14 protein-coding genes are annotated in these 15,675 nt (G+C 47.0%); 9 read left to right on the top strand and 5 right to left on the bottom strand.

Features of this window, described 5'->3' with window-relative positions; genetic code table 11:
• Positions 1 to 38 precede the first annotated feature (38 nt).
• Positions 39 to 896: a metallophosphoesterase gene (locus M5J74_RS17325; RefSeq protein WP_250012605.1), complete on the top strand. Its 858-nt coding sequence runs from the start codon at positions 39 to 41 to the stop codon at positions 894 to 896.
• A gap of 412 nt (positions 897 to 1,308) precedes the next feature.
• Here M5J74_RS17325 and M5J74_RS17320 read toward each other — a convergent pair whose 3' ends face one another.
• The 5 genes from M5J74_RS17320 to M5J74_RS17300 form a co-directional block, all read right to left on the bottom strand.
• Positions 1,309 to 2,199, bottom strand: coding sequence for a hypothetical protein (locus tag M5J74_RS17320; protein WP_015155325.1), 891 nt, complete (start codon positions 2,197 to 2,199; stop codon positions 1,309 to 1,311).
• Positions 2,200 to 2,323: 124 nt separating this feature from the next.
• Positions 2,324 to 2,803, bottom strand: coding sequence for a hypothetical protein (locus M5J74_RS17315; RefSeq protein WP_250012604.1), 480 nt, complete (start codon positions 2,801 to 2,803; stop codon positions 2,324 to 2,326).
• 284 nt (positions 2,804 to 3,087) lie between these two features.
• Complete coding sequence (gene pqqC, locus M5J74_RS17310) at positions 3,088 to 3,795, bottom strand: pyrroloquinoline-quinone synthase PqqC (protein WP_106216918.1); 708 nt, start codon at positions 3,793 to 3,795, stop codon at positions 3,088 to 3,090.
• Between the two features lie 36 nt (positions 3,796 to 3,831).
• Complete coding sequence (gene pqqB / locus M5J74_RS17305) at positions 3,832 to 4,740, bottom strand: pyrroloquinoline quinone biosynthesis protein PqqB (RefSeq protein WP_106216919.1); 909 nt, start codon at positions 4,738 to 4,740, stop codon at positions 3,832 to 3,834.
• Between the two features lie 145 nt (positions 4,741 to 4,885).
• Positions 4,886 to 5,266 (bottom strand): hypothetical protein, encoded by a 381-nt coding sequence (locus M5J74_RS17300; RefSeq protein WP_250012602.1) that lies wholly within the window; start codon positions 5,264 to 5,266, stop codon positions 4,886 to 4,888.
• Positions 5,267 to 5,437: 171 nt separating this feature from the next.
• On the opposite strand from M5J74_RS17300, the gene rppA reads away from it, so the two are divergent.
• The 8 genes from rppA (at position 5,438) to M5J74_RS17260 (ending at position 15,320) form a co-directional block, all read left to right on the top strand.
• Positions 5,438 to 6,136: a two-component system response regulator RppA gene (gene rppA, locus M5J74_RS17295; RefSeq protein WP_015155320.1), complete on the top strand. Its 699-nt coding sequence runs from the start codon at positions 5,438 to 5,440 to the stop codon at positions 6,134 to 6,136.
• Positions 6,137 to 6,204: 68 nt separating this feature from the next.
• On the top strand, positions 6,205 to 7,506 hold the full coding sequence (locus tag M5J74_RS17290) for a cell wall metabolism sensor histidine kinase WalK (RefSeq protein ID WP_250012601.1): 1,302 nt from the start codon (positions 6,205 to 6,207) through the stop codon (positions 7,504 to 7,506).
• 405 nt (positions 7,507 to 7,911) lie between these two features.
• The gene (hppD, locus tag M5J74_RS17285) at positions 7,912 to 9,018 is read left to right on the top strand and encodes a 4-hydroxyphenylpyruvate dioxygenase (RefSeq protein ID WP_015155318.1); all 1,107 of its coding nucleotides are present in this window, start codon (positions 7,912 to 7,914) and stop codon (positions 9,016 to 9,018) included.
• A 4-nt stretch (positions 9,019 to 9,022) separates the two neighbouring features.
• A complete protein-coding gene (locus tag M5J74_RS17280; RefSeq protein WP_015155317.1) occupies positions 9,023 to 10,183 on the top strand; it encodes a homogentisate 1,2-dioxygenase in 1,161 nt (386 codons plus the stop codon).
• Positions 10,184 to 10,307: 124 nt separating this feature from the next.
• Positions 10,308 to 11,219: a hypothetical protein gene (locus M5J74_RS17275; RefSeq protein ID WP_015155316.1), complete on the top strand. Its 912-nt coding sequence runs from the start codon at positions 10,308 to 10,310 to the stop codon at positions 11,217 to 11,219.
• 60 nt (positions 11,220 to 11,279) lie between these two features.
• The gene (locus M5J74_RS17270) at positions 11,280 to 12,152 is read left to right on the top strand and encodes a geranylgeranylglycerol-phosphate geranylgeranyltransferase (RefSeq protein ID WP_250012600.1); all 873 of its coding nucleotides are present in this window, start codon (positions 11,280 to 11,282) and stop codon (positions 12,150 to 12,152) included.
• An 18-nt stretch (positions 12,153 to 12,170) separates the two neighbouring features.
• Positions 12,171 to 14,285: an AMP-binding protein gene (locus M5J74_RS17265; protein WP_250012599.1), complete on the top strand. Its 2,115-nt coding sequence runs from the start codon at positions 12,171 to 12,173 to the stop codon at positions 14,283 to 14,285.
• Between the two features lie 63 nt (positions 14,286 to 14,348).
• The gene (locus M5J74_RS17260; protein WP_250012598.1) at positions 14,349 to 15,320 is read left to right on the top strand and encodes a D-glycerate dehydrogenase; all 972 of its coding nucleotides are present in this window, start codon (positions 14,349 to 14,351) and stop codon (positions 15,318 to 15,320) included.
• Positions 15,321 to 15,675: the final 355 nt, after the last annotated feature.

Here is a 15,675-nt window from a genome sequence, read left to right as displayed (position 1 = left end):
CTATAATCGCGCTGTTTGAGGAGTGAACCCAAGCTTGTATGCACTGGCTATTGACTGGATCTTTGAGTGTAGAGAAACTGACGGTAGCGATCGCCGACTTACCTGCATCTTTGGTAGGGACGAAGATAGTGCAACTGTCCGATCTGCATTACGACGGTGTTAAGCTCTCAGAAGAGATGTTAAAGCAGGCGATCGCGGCTACGAACGAAGCCGATCCCGATCTGATCGTTTTAACTGGCGATTATGTGACCGACGATCCCAGCCCCATCCATCAGTTAGTCTTGCGACTCAAGCACCTGCAAAGTCGCTATGGAGTTTATGCTAGCCTGGGCAATCACGATATCCATTACCCCCATTCCAAAGCCGAAGTAACTAAAGCCTTGACAAGCGTGGGTATTTGTGTGTTGTGGAATGAAATTGCTTACCCATTTGGGAAAAAATTACCTTTAGTTGGACTAGCTGATTATTGGTCGCGGGAGTTTGATGCTAAATCAGTGATGAAACAGCTAGACCCGCAAATCCCTCGAATTGTCTTATCTCACAATCCAGACACAGCCGTACCGTTAAAAAAATGGCGCGTCGATTTACAATTATCCGGTCACACTCATGGGGGTCAGTTTGCCTTACCTGGTATTGGTCCCGCTATTACCTGGTATCAAGATTTGCGCCGCAGTCTGCCTAAAAATATGCGGCGTTGGATGCCATTTATGCAAGCTGAGTGCGCTAAAGTCGTGCGTCACTGGGAATGGGCGCAGGGTTTTCACCAAGTTGGTGAGAACCAAATGTACGTCAATCGCGGCTTAGGAACTTATGCCCCCGGTCGATTTTTGTGTCCCCCAGAGGTGACGGTAATTACTCTGGTATCTCAATCTAATCTCCGCGATCGCCTTTGCTAGGTTGACTGACAAACAGCTTCTTTTTACCTGTTATTTGTCTCTAAATTGTCACTTTGTTGTCTCGAATAAGTCACTTTCTTTGTCTATATTTTGATTTCATGCAAACAAAGACAACAGGAGGAACTTATGAGAGGTAGCCATAGAATCGACAAATCCAAGCTAGTTGATAAAATCTATATGCTTCATCAACTCCATCAACAGAATATTAAAATGTCAGAACGATCTCCTAAAAAATATGATTCTCAAGTTAAGAGAATTCACGATATAGATGAAGACGATTTCAGGAAAGCTGCGTAACCAAAATCTCACAACCATAAGTTAACAGCAGGGGAAGAAAAACCCTGCTTTTATTTTCAGTTTTGTTTTGTTAGATGCTTCTATAGAGACGTTACACGTAACGTCTCTACAAGAATTATGGTTCCATCGGATCTGGTAACGGTCTACCCTTGGGTTCGGGTAATCTCGGACGGCGATCGCCATATGGCATCGGGATATACTGGACGCTGGGACGACCTCCCTGCGGTTGAGGATACAATTCCATCAGGTCGTAGATCGATCTTGGCAATCCTACTGTAATTGGCAGTCCCAGTTCTGTCGCTTCTTCTACGGTGATAGGGTAGTCGTGAGTGACTTGTCCCGTCGTTAGCGTCTCGACAATCTTTTCAATATTTTCCGGCGAGATTTTCTGTTTGGGAATATCGTCTTTTAACAACGTGCGGACAAAGCGCTGAACTTGAGCGATCGCTTTACGCGACAAATCAGCCATAATTAGGGTTTGATCGTCTACATCGCCGATAGGCTTATCTTCCACTACTTTGAGAATACTTGCAGCGGGAAAGTTGCCTAACTGCGGATCGACTGGTCCCAAAACAGCGTTAGCATCCATCACAATTTCATCAGCTGCTAGTGCTAGCATCGTGCCACCACTCATAGCATAGTGGGGGACAAACACCGTTACTTTAGCTGGATGGCGAATTAAGGCTCTAGCAATTTGCTCGGTTGCTAAGACTAAACCCCCAGGAGTATGCAGAATTAAATCGATGGGGACATTAGGTGGAGTGAGGCGAATTGCTCTCAAGACTTGTTCTGAGTCTTCAATCGTGATGTAACGAGAAAGGGGAATTCCCAACAAGCTAATTGACTCTTGACGGTGAATCAGCAGGATCGTACGACTATTGCGACCCCGTTCAAATTCTTGGATAGTTTTGACGCGACGAAATTCCATCTGACGACGCTGCCATACTGGTTGCAGCGAAGAAAAGAAGAGAAAAACCCAGAATAGGTCAAAAAAACTAAAGCTCATAGTGTTTATGACTTTTAAATTAGAGTTACCCTCCCTATTGTTTCAATTTCTCACAAATTGCAAGTCTATCTGAGGAACTATGGTGTTGTGTAAGAGCGCACAACTGTGCGCTCTTACATCTCCTTTAATAGCCGCCGCGATCGCGTTTGAGGTCGTAGATCACCTTTTCCATGTACCAATCAACTGACTGGTGCGGGTTTTTCTTTTGAGCTTGAGATAAAAGGCGGTTGGCTGTTTCTCTTTCGTCATGCAGCAGACTCATTAATCTTTTCTGAAGATGACGGCTACCTTGCTCGACGCGAACGGAACCTCCTACAGCAACAGGACGCGATGTCGCTGGAGATTTGAAGTGTCCGTTGTTTCTAGCGGCTAAGGCGATCGCCGCAGCGCCACCTGCCAAGCCTGCTAAAGCTAGCATCAGGTTAGGATCTATTCCTTCTTCGTTCCTGGGGTTCGATCGGTATATTTGTGCCGTCAAAAATTCACGGTGACTTGGCTCAACTTCTCTGGTAACGGTTTGAGCGGCAATAGGCAAACTGCTGCTACTAATCTGAGCGCCAAGAATAGCAGCGATCGCAGCACTCAAATGCAACAACTTTAACATTGGATTAGTTCAACTTCCGAACTCTTTAGATGTTTCTATTCTGAGGTATAAATATGACAAGAATGTGTCAAGACAACCCGTATAAATATGTTGCAAACGACTCAATTCAATGCTGACGATTCTAGCAGGCGATCGCAATTTATCGCTACTACAAAACACCCAGTGAAGGTGCTTTGTTTCTAAAAAGTAGCTCCTGTCGCCGACAAGCGATGTACCAAAGTCAGAGGCTGTTCTAATACCTCTTCTAAAGCAGAGGAGAATAACAGTCAATTACCAATTACCAATTACCTATTTAGTCGCGTTTCACCTCGTTCGATCGCTTCTAACTGGCTCCAGAGTAGATCGCACTTGAACGCTAGGGCTTGAACTGCTCGTTCTTGAGATTCGCGGCTGCGACAATACTTCAAGACTAAATCTAAAGCATATCGGGCATCTCGCGGTGCTTGCTCCAGTCGCTTCCTAAAATAATCGAATCCGGTAGGATCGATCCAGGGATAATGTTGTTCTAGGGCAACCAAGCGCACTCGGATCGCATCTGGACCAAATAATTCTGTCAGTGAAGCAGCGACAGCCTCAATCCAAGGTCGAGTGCGACAAAAATTGACGTAAGCATCGACAGCAAATCGTACTCCTGGGATGACGTGTTGCTCGTCTAACAACTCTTGGCGGGACAAACCAACTGCTTCACCTAATTTTAGCCACGCTTCAATTCCGCCTTCGCCCTGACTGCGTCCGTCGTGATCGATGATGCGATCGATCCATTGCCGTCGCACTTCTAAAATGGGACAGTTGGATAGGATAGCAGCATCTTTGAGTGGAATGCTTTTTTGATAGTAAAATCTATTTGCCACCCAACGACGCACCTCTTGGGGTGTCAAATCTCCATGATTCATGCGGACGTGGAAGGGGTGTAAGTGGTGGTAACGTTGGTGCTGCGATCGCAGTACCGCTTCTAATTCTGCCTGCGTCCACGCTTTTTGTTCTGACTGCATCAATTCCGGCACGGCTCTCTTTCTCCTGATGGGATCTTATAGCTCAATTGTCAAACCGTCATCACCCACTTCAATACCTGCTTTCTCGACAACTTGCCGCTCCTGAGAATTAGCCATGAGAATTGGATTGGTATTGTTGATATGAACCAAAATTTTGCGCGGGTGGCGTAGTTGCGCGAGATGCTGAATGCTGCCTTCCGCTCCTGAAAGAGGTAGGTGTCCCATCTCCCGTGCTTTGCGATTGGCAATGCCCAAACTTACCAACTCGTCATCTTGCCAACACGTCCCATCAATCAGAATGCAATCGCTAGATTCAAACCGTTCTAATACGGTCTCATCTAACTGAGCTAAACCTGGGGCATATGTCATCACTTTGCCACTGGCGCGAAACGTAAAACCTACAACCCACACTTCATCTGCTACAGCCTTGTGACGCATGTATTTTGGTGGTTTGGCAGCCAGAGGAAACGCCTCTACTTCTAGTTGATTTGCTGCATCCAGTCCCAGGTTTATCGGTATGCCAGGTTCGAGTAACGACCATTTTACCCCGCAATAGCCTGCTAAAGTCGATAGTAATGGAAACCCTTCCGTCAGTGCTATACGAACTGTATCAGTGCCGTAAACACGCAGTGGTTCGGAAGATTCCCGCAACAAAATCAACCCTGTGGTGTGGTCAATTTCTGCATCTGTGAGCAGAATCCCAGCGATCGGGCTAGAGCGGATGGAAACTGGTTTGCCGTCCCGCAATAACTCAAGTTGCTGGCGCACGTCTGGGGAAGCATTGACTAAAAACCAAGGTTGGTTATTTGCCCGTACTGCAATTGAGGACTGATTGAGCCAGCATACACCTGCACTAGAGGCGCGGACTGCTTGGCAATTAGGACAGTTACAGTTCCACTGCGGCAGTCCCCCACCTGCGGCAGTCCCAAGAATTTTTACTTCCATAGCTTTAGTAGAGGCTATCAGTTATCAGTAGAGAGTGAGTAGTGAGTAGTGTAAAGAGGTTACATGTAACCTCTTTACAAAGTTATCAGTAATTGAAAAAAGCTACCTGGGCTAATATTCCTTGGATATTAAATTTAAATTGCCCCTAAATTTGCATACCGGATTGTAATTCTCTGCCTCCAGAAGCAAGGTTTAATTCGCGAGCAAGTATAGTTTGTAAAGCGATCGCATTAACATTGGGAAACTCAAATCGTAACTTTTTCACTGGCGATTTGGTAATCTCAATCTCAACTTCAGTAAACTCTAACTCTCTCTCGATCTCAGCTTTAACCACTATTGCTTTTACTAGTAACTGTACTTGGAGATGGGAATTTTCAGCTTGTAGCTTATCTAGTCCCACGAAGGAAAGACTTAACACTCGATTTGTGAGTGGCTCGCCAAACAGTCCAAAAGCAGCTAAGAGTAATGGTAAAGGTAGCAGAAACTTCAGCGGTAAAGCAGGCAATTTTAGCAACCAATGGAACATAGATAGGGATTGGAACTGGTACTTCAAAGGAGCGATTTTGGAGCGAGTTTTTCCCAAAGGGTCAATCTGAGAATCTCACTGGTGGGGGATATGCCAATCGGTTGATATTTCCTAGTTTAAAGATAATCAGAAAATAGTTAACTCCAGAACACGCGATCGCAGGCTGGGATTATGAGAATTTTATTGGTGGAAGACGACAGCGAACAGTTAGAACCACTGCAAACTGCCTTGACTGAAGCCGGACATATTGTCGATGGTGTTGATGATGGGGCAATGGCACAATGGCTGCTGTCTCAAAAAGATTACGACTTATTGATTTTAGACTGGATGCTGCCAGAAGTAAGTGGGGTATCGCTCTGTCGTCAGTATCGACAAACGGGCAAAACGTCCCCCGTACTGATGTTGACGGCTAAAGATACGACCCCAGATAAAATTACGGGCTTAGATGCAGGGGCGGACGATTATCTGGTTAAACCGATAGATATTTTAGAACTTTTGGCACGAGTGCGGGCATTGGGGAGGCGATCGCCCATGTGGCAGGGAGATATTCTGCGGCTGGTAGATTTACAACTTCATCTTGACACCCTAGTTTTGGAACGAGATGGAATTGCTATAGAATTGGCTCCAAGGGAATTTCATTTACTAGAGTATTTTCTGCGTCATCCTAACCACGTTCTCAGCCGCGACCAAATCGAACAAGCATTATGGGAATGGGGTTCTGAGCCTGAAAGCAACGCCGTGACTGCACTGATACGACGGCTGCGTCAACGCCTGCAATTAGTCAATGCCGCCGACTGGATTGAAACCATATATGGTATGGGTTATCGCTTTAAACCTACCGTTGAGCAAGTCGTAAGTCCTAAGTCGTAAGTTAAAACTGTTTCGGATCGTTAACCGCTCACCAATTAACAACTACCAATTACCAACTACCACTGTTCATGTTTAACCGCAGGTTTGCTCGTAGTCGTATTAATATTGCTCTGTGGTTTACCGTGACGATGGGTGGTATTTTAGTCGCGTTTGCAGGGGTAATCTACTACCTGACGATCTTAGATGAGTTGGAGGATCTCGATCGCCTACTTTACAAAAAAACTAGCGTCATGGCGGTGAACGCCGAGTATAACTGGCTGACAAAGCAAGTAAATTTAGAAAATGTACCGCTGGTAGGGACTAACACCCCACCCATTGGGACGGATGTTGTCTACGCGCGGTGGTACAACTCTCAAAGGCAACTCGTACAATTTTTCGGTACGACACCCCCATCTGAGCTAACTGTATCGCCTGGATTTTCCACGTTAGAAACTGTTAACAACGACACCCAGACAGCACCTACTTCTGTCTGGCTGCGCCAAGTGACTTTGCCTGTTTACCAAAGCGAGTTGTTAATTGGTTATCTGCAAGTCGCCATTCCACTCGCACCTACACAGCAAGAGCTAGCCCAATTACGATTAGTTTTATTGCTGATAGTACCAGTGACTATAGGAATTGTCGGCTTAGCTGGTTGGCTGCTGGCAGGGTTAGCAATGCAACCGATTCGAGACAGCTACGACCAACTCCAACGCTTTACGTCTGATGCTTCCCACGAATTACGAGCGCCACTAGCAGCAGTGATGAGCAATGCTCAAGTTGGAGTGATTTCCAAATCGAGCGATCCTTCACAACAGCGGCTGCGATTTGAGAAGATTGTCAAAGTGGCGAAGTCGATGGAGGCTTTGATCGGTCAGTTGCTATTTCTCGCAAGGCATGAAGGGCAATTAACGACTCAGTCTTTGGTAGAGGTTGACTTGACAAGCTGGCTAAAAGAATTAGCAGATAATTATACTTCTCAGATCGCAACCCAAACCACAACCCAAAATGTAAATTTTGCCATCAAATTACCTCAACATACAGTCAAGGTGAAAATCGACTCAGACTTACTGCAACAAGCAGTTGTAAATTTGTTGAGTAACGCTTTTAAGTACACGCCAGCTGGCGGGAGCGTGCAATTACGACTTTTTACCCGTTTTCATCAAGCTGTAATTCAAGTTGAGGATAGCGGCATTGGCATTCCCCAATCGGATTTACCTCGGATTTTCGATCGCTTTTATCGTGTCGATTCTAAGCGAGCGCGTAAAACAGGCGGTTTTGGATTGGGGTTAGCGATCGCCCAACAGATCGTTCGCGCTCACGGCGGTGAAATTAACGTCAAAAGCGTTTCTGGGCAGGGTTCCACTTTTCAAATTCAACTCCCGCTGGCTTAGAACACTACCGCCTAATTGTCACTCTATCTCTTGGGTGGACTGCTCGGTTACGCTTAAAGAATTACACCTAAAGATAGATAAATAAAATACATAAACCCAACCAAGTTTACTAGTTCACAATTCATGCTATATGGAGCTAAAAAATAAGTTTTATAATTTTATTAGAGTCTTTTGGTTAACAACAACTCGAATATCAAATTAAAAGACAACTTCAGCTCCTGAACAACAACGGTCTCACACAAATGTGACGCAAAAGGTAGTGCGGTAGCGTTCGTGTCAGATTGTGCTGCCTCGGTAACGCAAATAAAGAGTTAGAAGTGTCTGCGTTTCAATCGCTCCAATTGTCTGATGAGATTCAGTCGCAGGTTGGGCAATTGGACAAGCTTCTTCAAAGGAGAAATCCCAATGAGCGATTTTTGCCCGATTAAGCGATTTGACCACCTTGAGTTCTATGTTGGGAACGCAAGGCAGGCAGCACTGTTTTATTCCAAGTGTTTTGGATTCACGATCGCTGCCTATCGAGGACTAGAGACTAATAGTCGCGCCACTGCCTCATACGTACTAGAGCAAGGAGATATTCGCTTTGTTTTGAGTACGGGACTGCATCCAGAACATCCCATCTCTAAAAGCGTACTCAAACACGGCGACGGAATTGCCATTATTGCTTTAGAAGTCCCTGATGTTGTTAGCGCCTATCAAGAAACAACTCGACGAGGTGCGGTGGGAGCGATCGCCCCGACGGAAGCACAAGATAATTATGGAGTGTTACGCTACAGTGCGATTCATGCTTATGGCGATACCTTAATCGAGTTCGTCGATCGCAGTAATTATGCAGGTGTTTTTGCTCCTGGTTTTGAACCTCGGAATCTACATGCCAACCGCAAAGGAGTGGGACTGAAAACCATCGACCACGTAGTTGCAAATGTAGAACTAGGGGCAATGGAGAGGTGGACGCAGTTTTTTGCTGAGACGATGGGCTTTAACCTATTAATACATTTTGACGATCGCGCTATTTCTACTGAGTACTCAGCCTTAATGTCCAAAGTAATGCAGGACAGCACGGGTACGATTAAATTACCCATTAACGAACCAGCTTTAGGCAAGGGTAAATCTCAAATTGAAGAGTACTTGGAATATTACCACGGAGCCGGAATTCAACACGTTGCCTGCGCGACCGACAGCATCGTCGAGACAGTCACTCAGATGCGGGCAGCAGGAGTTGAGTTTCTCTCGACACCAAAAACGTACTACGAAAACTTAGAGGAGCGAGTAGGAAAAATCGAGGAGCCAATCGAGCGGCTAGCCGAGTTGGGCATCTTAGTAGATCGAGAAGAAGATGGGTATTTATTCCAAATTTTTACCCAGCCAGTACAAGACCGACCGACGCTGTTCTTTGAGGTCATTGAGCGACACGGAGCGCAAGGCTTCGGTGAGGGGAATTTCAAATCCTTGTTTGTCGCGATCGAACGCGAGCAAACGTTGAGAGGCAATTTGGCGATCGCCACGGTGTGAAACCATGACTTATTACTACTATTTGGGGAACATTCCTCACAAACGACACACTCAATTTCGTCAACTAAATGGCTCTCTGTATCACGAAGAATCGATCGGGCTTCGTGGCTTCTCAGGCGTGCAATCTTTGCTCTACCACCTGCATCCACCCACGCAAATTCAGAAAATTTGGATCGAGGGCAACGTAGAAATTCCCTACGAAGACCAAAGCCCCTTGCATCACCGCCACCTACGCACGGCAAATATGACAGCGAAAGGCGATGCGGTGGAATCGCGCATCCCCTTGATGGCAAATTCAGAGATTTGCATATCAGTCGCTTGCCCGACACGACCCATGCACTATTGGTATCGGTTCGCCTGCGGCGATGAAGTCATTTTCATCCATGACGGGAGCGGCATACTAGAAACTCAGTTTGGCAATCTCTTCTACCGACGTGGCGATTACTTGGTAATTCCCACGGGAGTTCTTTGGCGTATCCTCCCTGATGCAGCAGTCGAGCAGCGCATGTTGGTTGTAGAAGCTTACGGACACATCGAGCCACCAGCACGTTATCTCAATCGCTACGGTCAATTTCTCGAACACTCCCCCTACTGCGAGCGCGATATTCGTCCGCCAAACCAACTAATCGTCCACGATGAGGAAGGAGAATTTGAGGTTCGAGTCAAAGCTGGAAACCAGATTACTAGCTATCTCTACCACCATCATCCCTTAGATGTTGTGGGATGGGATGGGCATCTTTGGCCCTTTGCCTTCAACATCGAAGACTTTGAGCCAATTACAGGTCGGGTTCACCAACCGCCTCCAGTACATCAAACATTTGAAGCCCCCGGATTTGTTTTGTGTTCCTTTGTACCACGTCTGTTTGATTATCACCCTTTAGCAATTCCGGCTCCATACAACCATTCCAACGTCGATTCAGATGAGGTAATTTACTACGTTGAAGGGAAATTTATGTCGCGTAAAGGAATTGAACGGGCATCGATTACCGTTCATCCCAGGGGTATTCCCCACGGTCCTCACCCAGGCATGTACGAGGGGTCAATTGGAAAAGAACGGACTGACGAACTCGCTGTGATGATCGATACCTTTCGTCCGCTGAAGTTGACACAGCACGCTCTTAAATTTGAGGACAAAGACTATTCGTATAGTTGGGTTAATCATTAGTCATTGGTCATCGATCATTCGTAACTGCTTCCTTGTCCCCCTTGTCCTCCTTGTCCTCCTTGTCCTCCTTGTCCTCCTTGTCCCCTCTACTCAAAAGCTCCATTACCGTTAGGAGTAATAAATTATGACTTCTCTTTTGACAACATCTTCAAGTAGATTAACTATTTCTGCGCGGATTGAGGAACGCTTGCGCCAAGGCGAACTGACTCAGGATCGAGTAGACGAGTTTAGAGATTTTCTGGTCGAAGTCGATCGCGAATTCATGCAGCACCGCATCATTACTAATAACGCCTATACCCGTTGGTTTCGCGAGGGTAGGGCTACAGATGAGGAGCTAGTCTACTTTATTCAACAGTTTTCAGTTTTTTCTAACCAATTTTTGATTGCAGCTTTACAAAAAGTCATTAATTCAGCGACGTTGCAACAATCGCGTGCTAGCCGAGAAATTTTGCTCAACGAGCTAGGCGTAATCTATCGCAAGCTAGGACAGACAGGTAGTAGCCGCGTTACCCAGAGTGCAGAAAAAGACCGCGAAGGCGATCCTGAACTGGTCAGCACTGAGGGTACAGTAGACGGTGGAATTTGCCGTTTTCAAGCAGCTCATTTTGAGTGGCTAGTTGGTGTTGCTGAGGGGTTAGGTCTGAGCTATGGCGACATTGGTAAGCGCAAGCAGGGTAGTCCGACAACTTTGCACTTCTGCGATGAATTAATCCGCCTCTACGGTAGCGCCGATCCGCAGATCGCTGAGGGTGCTAGCTTTGCAGTCGAAAACTGGGCGGCGGCTGGCTTTTGGCAAGAACTAGAAGATGGCTTAACGCGCATCAAGCAAACGCGACACCCGCACTTGCGCCTCGCGTTTTTCACCTGGCACAACCGTGTCGAAGCGCAACACGCCGGACACACGCTGGAGGAACTGGAGGAAGTTTATTTCAAACCAGACTTCGATCGCACCAAATTTATCCAAGGTGGTCGAGAAATTCTCGATGCGATCGCTGTCTTTTGGGACGGACTGAATTCAGTGACCAGTGACCAGTGACCAGTGACCAGTGACCAGTGACCAGTTAATTCTCGACTTACGAATTACGACTTATCAATTATGGCTAGCACGCTTTCCTTTCCCTATATTGGCACGATAAGCTCGATCCGAGCCTTTGTTCAGCTTTTTCGGCTGCCAGCTGGTATCCTCGCAGCTTTAGCAGGCTGTGCCACAATCTATGCTCTCGATGCCACAGTTGCACTACCGCAATACCTGCTGACGGCAATTATCTTAGTCTGCATGACCTCTGCTGCTTGCGGCATCAATGACTACTGGGATTTAGCTAAAGACCGCATCAATCATCCCGATCGCCCTTTGCCTTCCGGTCGGCTTTCATTGCAACAAGCTTGGTGGGCTGCGGCAATTCTGTTCGGCTGTGCCGCGATCGCTGCTATCCCTTTAGGTTTGTCTCCCTTTGTTCTGGTTGCTATTAGTACTGTTTTGCTCTGGAATTATTCGCATCTTTTATCATACAATGGTATTTTTGGCAATCTACTTGTAGCTGCAACTATTGCGGCTTTGATTTTTCTGGGTAGTTTGGTTGCCTGCCGACCATTGGCAATGCTTTATCCAATGGGGTTTTTATTCTGCTATGCCTTGGCTAAAGAAATTGTCTGGGACGTGCATGATGCGGAAGGCGATCGCATTCAAGGGATTGTCACAGTTGCAAATCGGTGGGGAGATCGAGTGGCTTTCGCGATCGCTTGGGGTTTGCTGGGGGTGTTGATGGGTTCTATACCTGTGGCACTTCGCCTCTTATCGATGGCACGTCCCCTGTTATTTGCCACGTTCTCGGCGATCGCTTTATTGAGTCTGGGAATGGCGCTGGCGCACTACCAACAGCGACGTAGCGAGAGCGCTTACCAAAGATTTAACTTCTGGGAACGTATAGGTACGGCATTTGGAGTCATCGCCCTGTTAGGTACTGCATGAGAAGGCAGGAGGTGAACGGTGAAGCAATTATCGTTGGAGCAAATAGTAAACTGTGGAGTCGATCGACAGACAGCGATCGCAATTCTACCGCAAGTCGAGCGGTGGCTGGCTGCCTTACCTGCTGTGGAGTGTTGGCAGCAGCTAACTCGTCACATCCTCAAGCCCGATTGCCCCTTTGCATTGCACGAACTCCTTTACGAAACTACCTTCTCCGACTGGGACGCATCCCAGAAACCTGCTCCAGCTTGGTTTCCCTCTCAAGAAGAAATTGAGTCTACCAATATCGCTGCTTTAATGCATCAGTTGCAAATTGCTTCCTATCGAGAATTTCATGCTTGGTCGGTGCAGAATCGGGATCGGTTCTGGGAGATGACGATTCAACGATTGGGTATTCGTTTCCGGCAGAAGTACACTCAAATTGTCGATCTTTCGCGTGGGGTAGAATTTCCTCAATGGCTGGTAAATGCTCGTTTCAACATTGTTGAGAGCTGTTTTCAAGCGCCTGAAGATTCTCCCGCAATCGTCTTTCAACAGGACGGCGTGCTTTCCACCATGACCTATGGAGAGCTGCACGCCTTGAGCAACCGAGTTGCTAATGGGCTTGTGGACTGGGGCTTCCGTCCTGGCGATGCGATCGCGATCGCCATGCCCATGACTGCGGAATCTGTAGCGATTTACCTGGGAATTATTAAAGCTGGCTGCGTGGTGGTTTCTATCGCCGATAGTTTTGCTGCCAACGAGATCGCCGTCAGATTGCAAATAACTCAGGCAAAGGCAATTTTTACCCAAGACTATATTCAGCGTGGTAGCAAACAGTTACCCCTTTATACCAAAGTTATCGATGCCGATGCCCCTAAAGCAGTCGTGCTGTCGCTCGATATTTCCGTGTCTGGAACACTGCGTTCTGGCGATTTAGCTTGGCAGAAATTTCTCAGCTCAAACGAACAATTCGATGCCGTAGCCACCGCATCGGAAGCTTATACTAATATCTTATTTTCCTCTGGCACTACGGGAGAACCCAAAGCTATTCCTTGGACTCAAACAACACCGCTCAAATGTGCAGTTGACGGACACTTGCACCAAGATATTCACCCTGGAGATGTCGTAGCCTGGTCAACCAATCTAGGCTGGATGATGGGACCTTGGCTGATTTATGCCAGTTTAATTAATCGGGCAACTATTGCTCTCTACTACGACGCACCCACCGAGAGAGGATTCGGTCAATTTATTCAAGCGGCACGGGTGAATATGTTGGGGGTAGTACCAAGTCTAGTCAGCATTTGGAAAACAACTGCTTGTATGCAAGGGCTGGATTGGAGTGCGATTAAAGCATTCAGCTCGACGGGTGAATGTTCCAATCCACAGGACATGCTGTTTTTGATGTCCCTAGCAGGATACAAGCCGATTATCGAATACTGTGGTGGAACTGAGATTGGTGGAGCCTATATCACTGGCACGCTGGTACAGCCTGCGGCTCCTGCAACTTTCACAACCCCTGCATTAGGATTAGATTTTGTCATTCTCGCAGGCGATCGCCCTATCAACAAAGGCGAGTTGTTTATTATCCCCCCTTCCATCGGACTTTCTACCACATTACTCAACAAAGACCATCACCACGTCTATTTCGCCGATACCCCCTCTCTTCCGTCTGCTGTCAGGGCGGGTTTATCAGACCAATTCGCGAATCAACCAGTTACCCCCCAAGTAAACCCGCCTCTACTCTCCCTGCGCCGTCATGGAGATTGGATCGAACATCTCCCCAATGGGTACTATCGCGCTTGCGGTCGCGTTGATGACACGATGAATTTGGGAGGCATCAAGGTCAGCGCGGTGGAAATCGAGCAAGTCCTCAATTCTGTAGCGGGAATTTATCAAACTGCCGCGATCGCTGTCTCTCCTCCAGAAGGGGGTCCTAGCCAGTTGGTAATTTTTGCGGTGGTTGCACCAGATCGACAGCAGGACAAAGCAACGCTCAAAACCCAGTTACAAAAGGCGATCGCTTCGCAGCTCAATCCCCTGTTCAAGATTTACGATCTGGCGATCGTTGATGCTTTACCTCGTACTGCCTCAAATAAAGTGATGCGACGTGCATTGCGCGATCGGGCTTCTAGCACAAACGTATTTAACAAATGACTAATGACCAATGACGAATGACAACCATAACGCGCTAATCTTATGAATGACTGAGATTGCCATATGTCCAAATTCAAAGTTTTTGTGACTCGTCGCCTGCCGATCGCCTTAGATCGACTTGACCCAATTGCTGATGTCGAAGTTTGGTCGGAGCGCCAACCACCTCCTGACGACGTGTTACTGGAAAAGATCGGCGCGATCGATGGCTTGCTGTGCCTGCTTACCGACCAGATCGATCGACACTTAATAGAGGCAGGAACGTCACTCAAGGTCATTAGCCAAATGGCAGTTGGCTACGATAACATTGACATCCCAACTGCGACTGCCAGACATCTTCCCGTAGGTCACACGCCTGATGTTTTGACAGATGCGACCGCAGACTTTGCTTGGACGTTGTTGATGACAGCCGCACGGCGAGTTGTGGAGGCAGATCGGTTCGTGCGTGCGGGTCAGTGGCAGACTTGGGAACCGGACTTGTTGCTAGGAGCGAATATTGCTGGATCTACTTTAGGTATTGTCGGTTTAGGGCGGATCGGTCAAGCCGTAGCTCGCCGTGCCAAAGGGTTTGACATGCGCATTTTGTATGCAGATCGACAGCGTTTGGACATAGAACAATCTCTCGGTGCAGAGTGCGTGACATTCGATCGCCTACTGCAAGAGTCAGATTTTGTCACGATTCACGCTCCTTTGACTGAAGATACTTATCATCTTTTTAGCCAGCCGCAATTTCAACGCATGAAGCGATCGGCAATTTTAATTAACACGGCACGAGGACAAATTGTAGACTCAGAGGCTTTGTATCAAGCACTGAAGGAGCGACAAATCGCTGCCGCAGCCTTGGATGTCACCGATCCAGAACCTATTGCGCCTCAAAGCTTGTTGCTGACGTTGGATAACCTGATAATTACACCTCATATTGCTAGTGCCAGCCGTCCGACACGAGAAAAAATGGCAAGCATGGCGATCGCCAATCTCGTTGCTGGACTTAGGGGCGATCGTCTGCCACATTGCGTTAATCCTGAAGTGTATCAATAGCGATCGCCAGAAAAAAGACAGCATTTGGACAGTGCGATCGGTATTTTCGTCTGAGGAAAAATTATACGTGACTGGCTGGATTAGATCGATCGAGGGAGGCGTGTATCTTAAGTTAAGTTTATTGCCAATCGCCTCGGGGTGAGTGCTGAATGCAATTCGATCTACAATTCATTGAAATGTCCTAGTTTTTATAGCAAAAATCCTTTTTACAAGTGCAGATTGTCAGTTGAAATCATGTTAGCTCAGTCAATTTTATTACTTAACTGCTTACAGTAGTTGCATGTAAAATTAGATTTCGCTGTAATTTTATACCTTTAGGTGGATTGCAAAATTGAAACTGATGCGATCGAAGATA

This window comes from Chroococcidiopsis sp. CCNUC1 (assembly GCF_023546805.1).
In the GTDB taxonomy this organism is placed as follows: domain Bacteria; phylum Cyanobacteriota; class Cyanobacteriia; order Cyanobacteriales; family Chroococcidiopsidaceae; genus Chroococcidiopsis; species Chroococcidiopsis thermalis.
This window is presented reverse-complemented; position numbering and strand designations above follow the sequence as displayed.

Excerpts from the sequence above, each read along its gene's own strand:
- M5J74_RS17325 (WP_250012605.1), top strand. The coding sequence starts at position 39 with ATGCACTGGCTATTGACTGGATCTTTGAGTGTAGAGAAACTGACGGTA.
- M5J74_RS17320 (WP_015155325.1), bottom strand. The coding sequence starts at position 2,199 with ATGAGCTTTAGTTTTTTTGACCTATTCTGGGTTTTTCTCTTCTTTTCT.
- M5J74_RS17280 (WP_015155317.1), top strand. The coding sequence starts at position 9,023 with ATGACTTATTACTACTATTTGGGGAACATTCCTCACAAACGACACACT.
- hppD (WP_015155318.1), top strand. The coding sequence starts at position 7,912 with ATGAGCGATTTTTGCCCGATTAAGCGATTTGACCACCTTGAGTTCTAT.
- M5J74_RS17315 (WP_250012604.1), bottom strand. The coding sequence starts at position 2,803 with ATGTTAAAGTTGTTGCATTTGAGTGCTGCGATCGCTGCTATTCTTGGC.
- pqqB (WP_106216919.1), bottom strand. The coding sequence starts at position 4,740 with ATGGAAGTAAAAATTCTTGGGACTGCCGCAGGTGGGGGACTGCCGCAG.
- rppA (WP_015155320.1), top strand. The coding sequence starts at position 5,438 with ATGAGAATTTTATTGGTGGAAGACGACAGCGAACAGTTAGAACCACTG.
- M5J74_RS17275 (WP_015155316.1), top strand. The coding sequence starts at position 10,308 with ATGACTTCTCTTTTGACAACATCTTCAAGTAGATTAACTATTTCTGCG.
- M5J74_RS17300 (WP_250012602.1), bottom strand. The coding sequence starts at position 5,266 with ATGTTCCATTGGTTGCTAAAATTGCCTGCTTTACCGCTGAAGTTTCTG.
- pqqC (WP_106216918.1), bottom strand. The coding sequence starts at position 3,795 with ATGCAGTCAGAACAAAAAGCGTGGACGCAGGCAGAATTAGAAGCGGTA.
- M5J74_RS17270 (WP_250012600.1), top strand. The coding sequence starts at position 11,280 with ATGGCTAGCACGCTTTCCTTTCCCTATATTGGCACGATAAGCTCGATC.
- M5J74_RS17260 (WP_250012598.1), top strand. The coding sequence starts at position 14,349 with ATGTCCAAATTCAAAGTTTTTGTGACTCGTCGCCTGCCGATCGCCTTA.
- M5J74_RS17290 (WP_250012601.1), top strand. The coding sequence starts at position 6,205 with ATGTTTAACCGCAGGTTTGCTCGTAGTCGTATTAATATTGCTCTGTGG.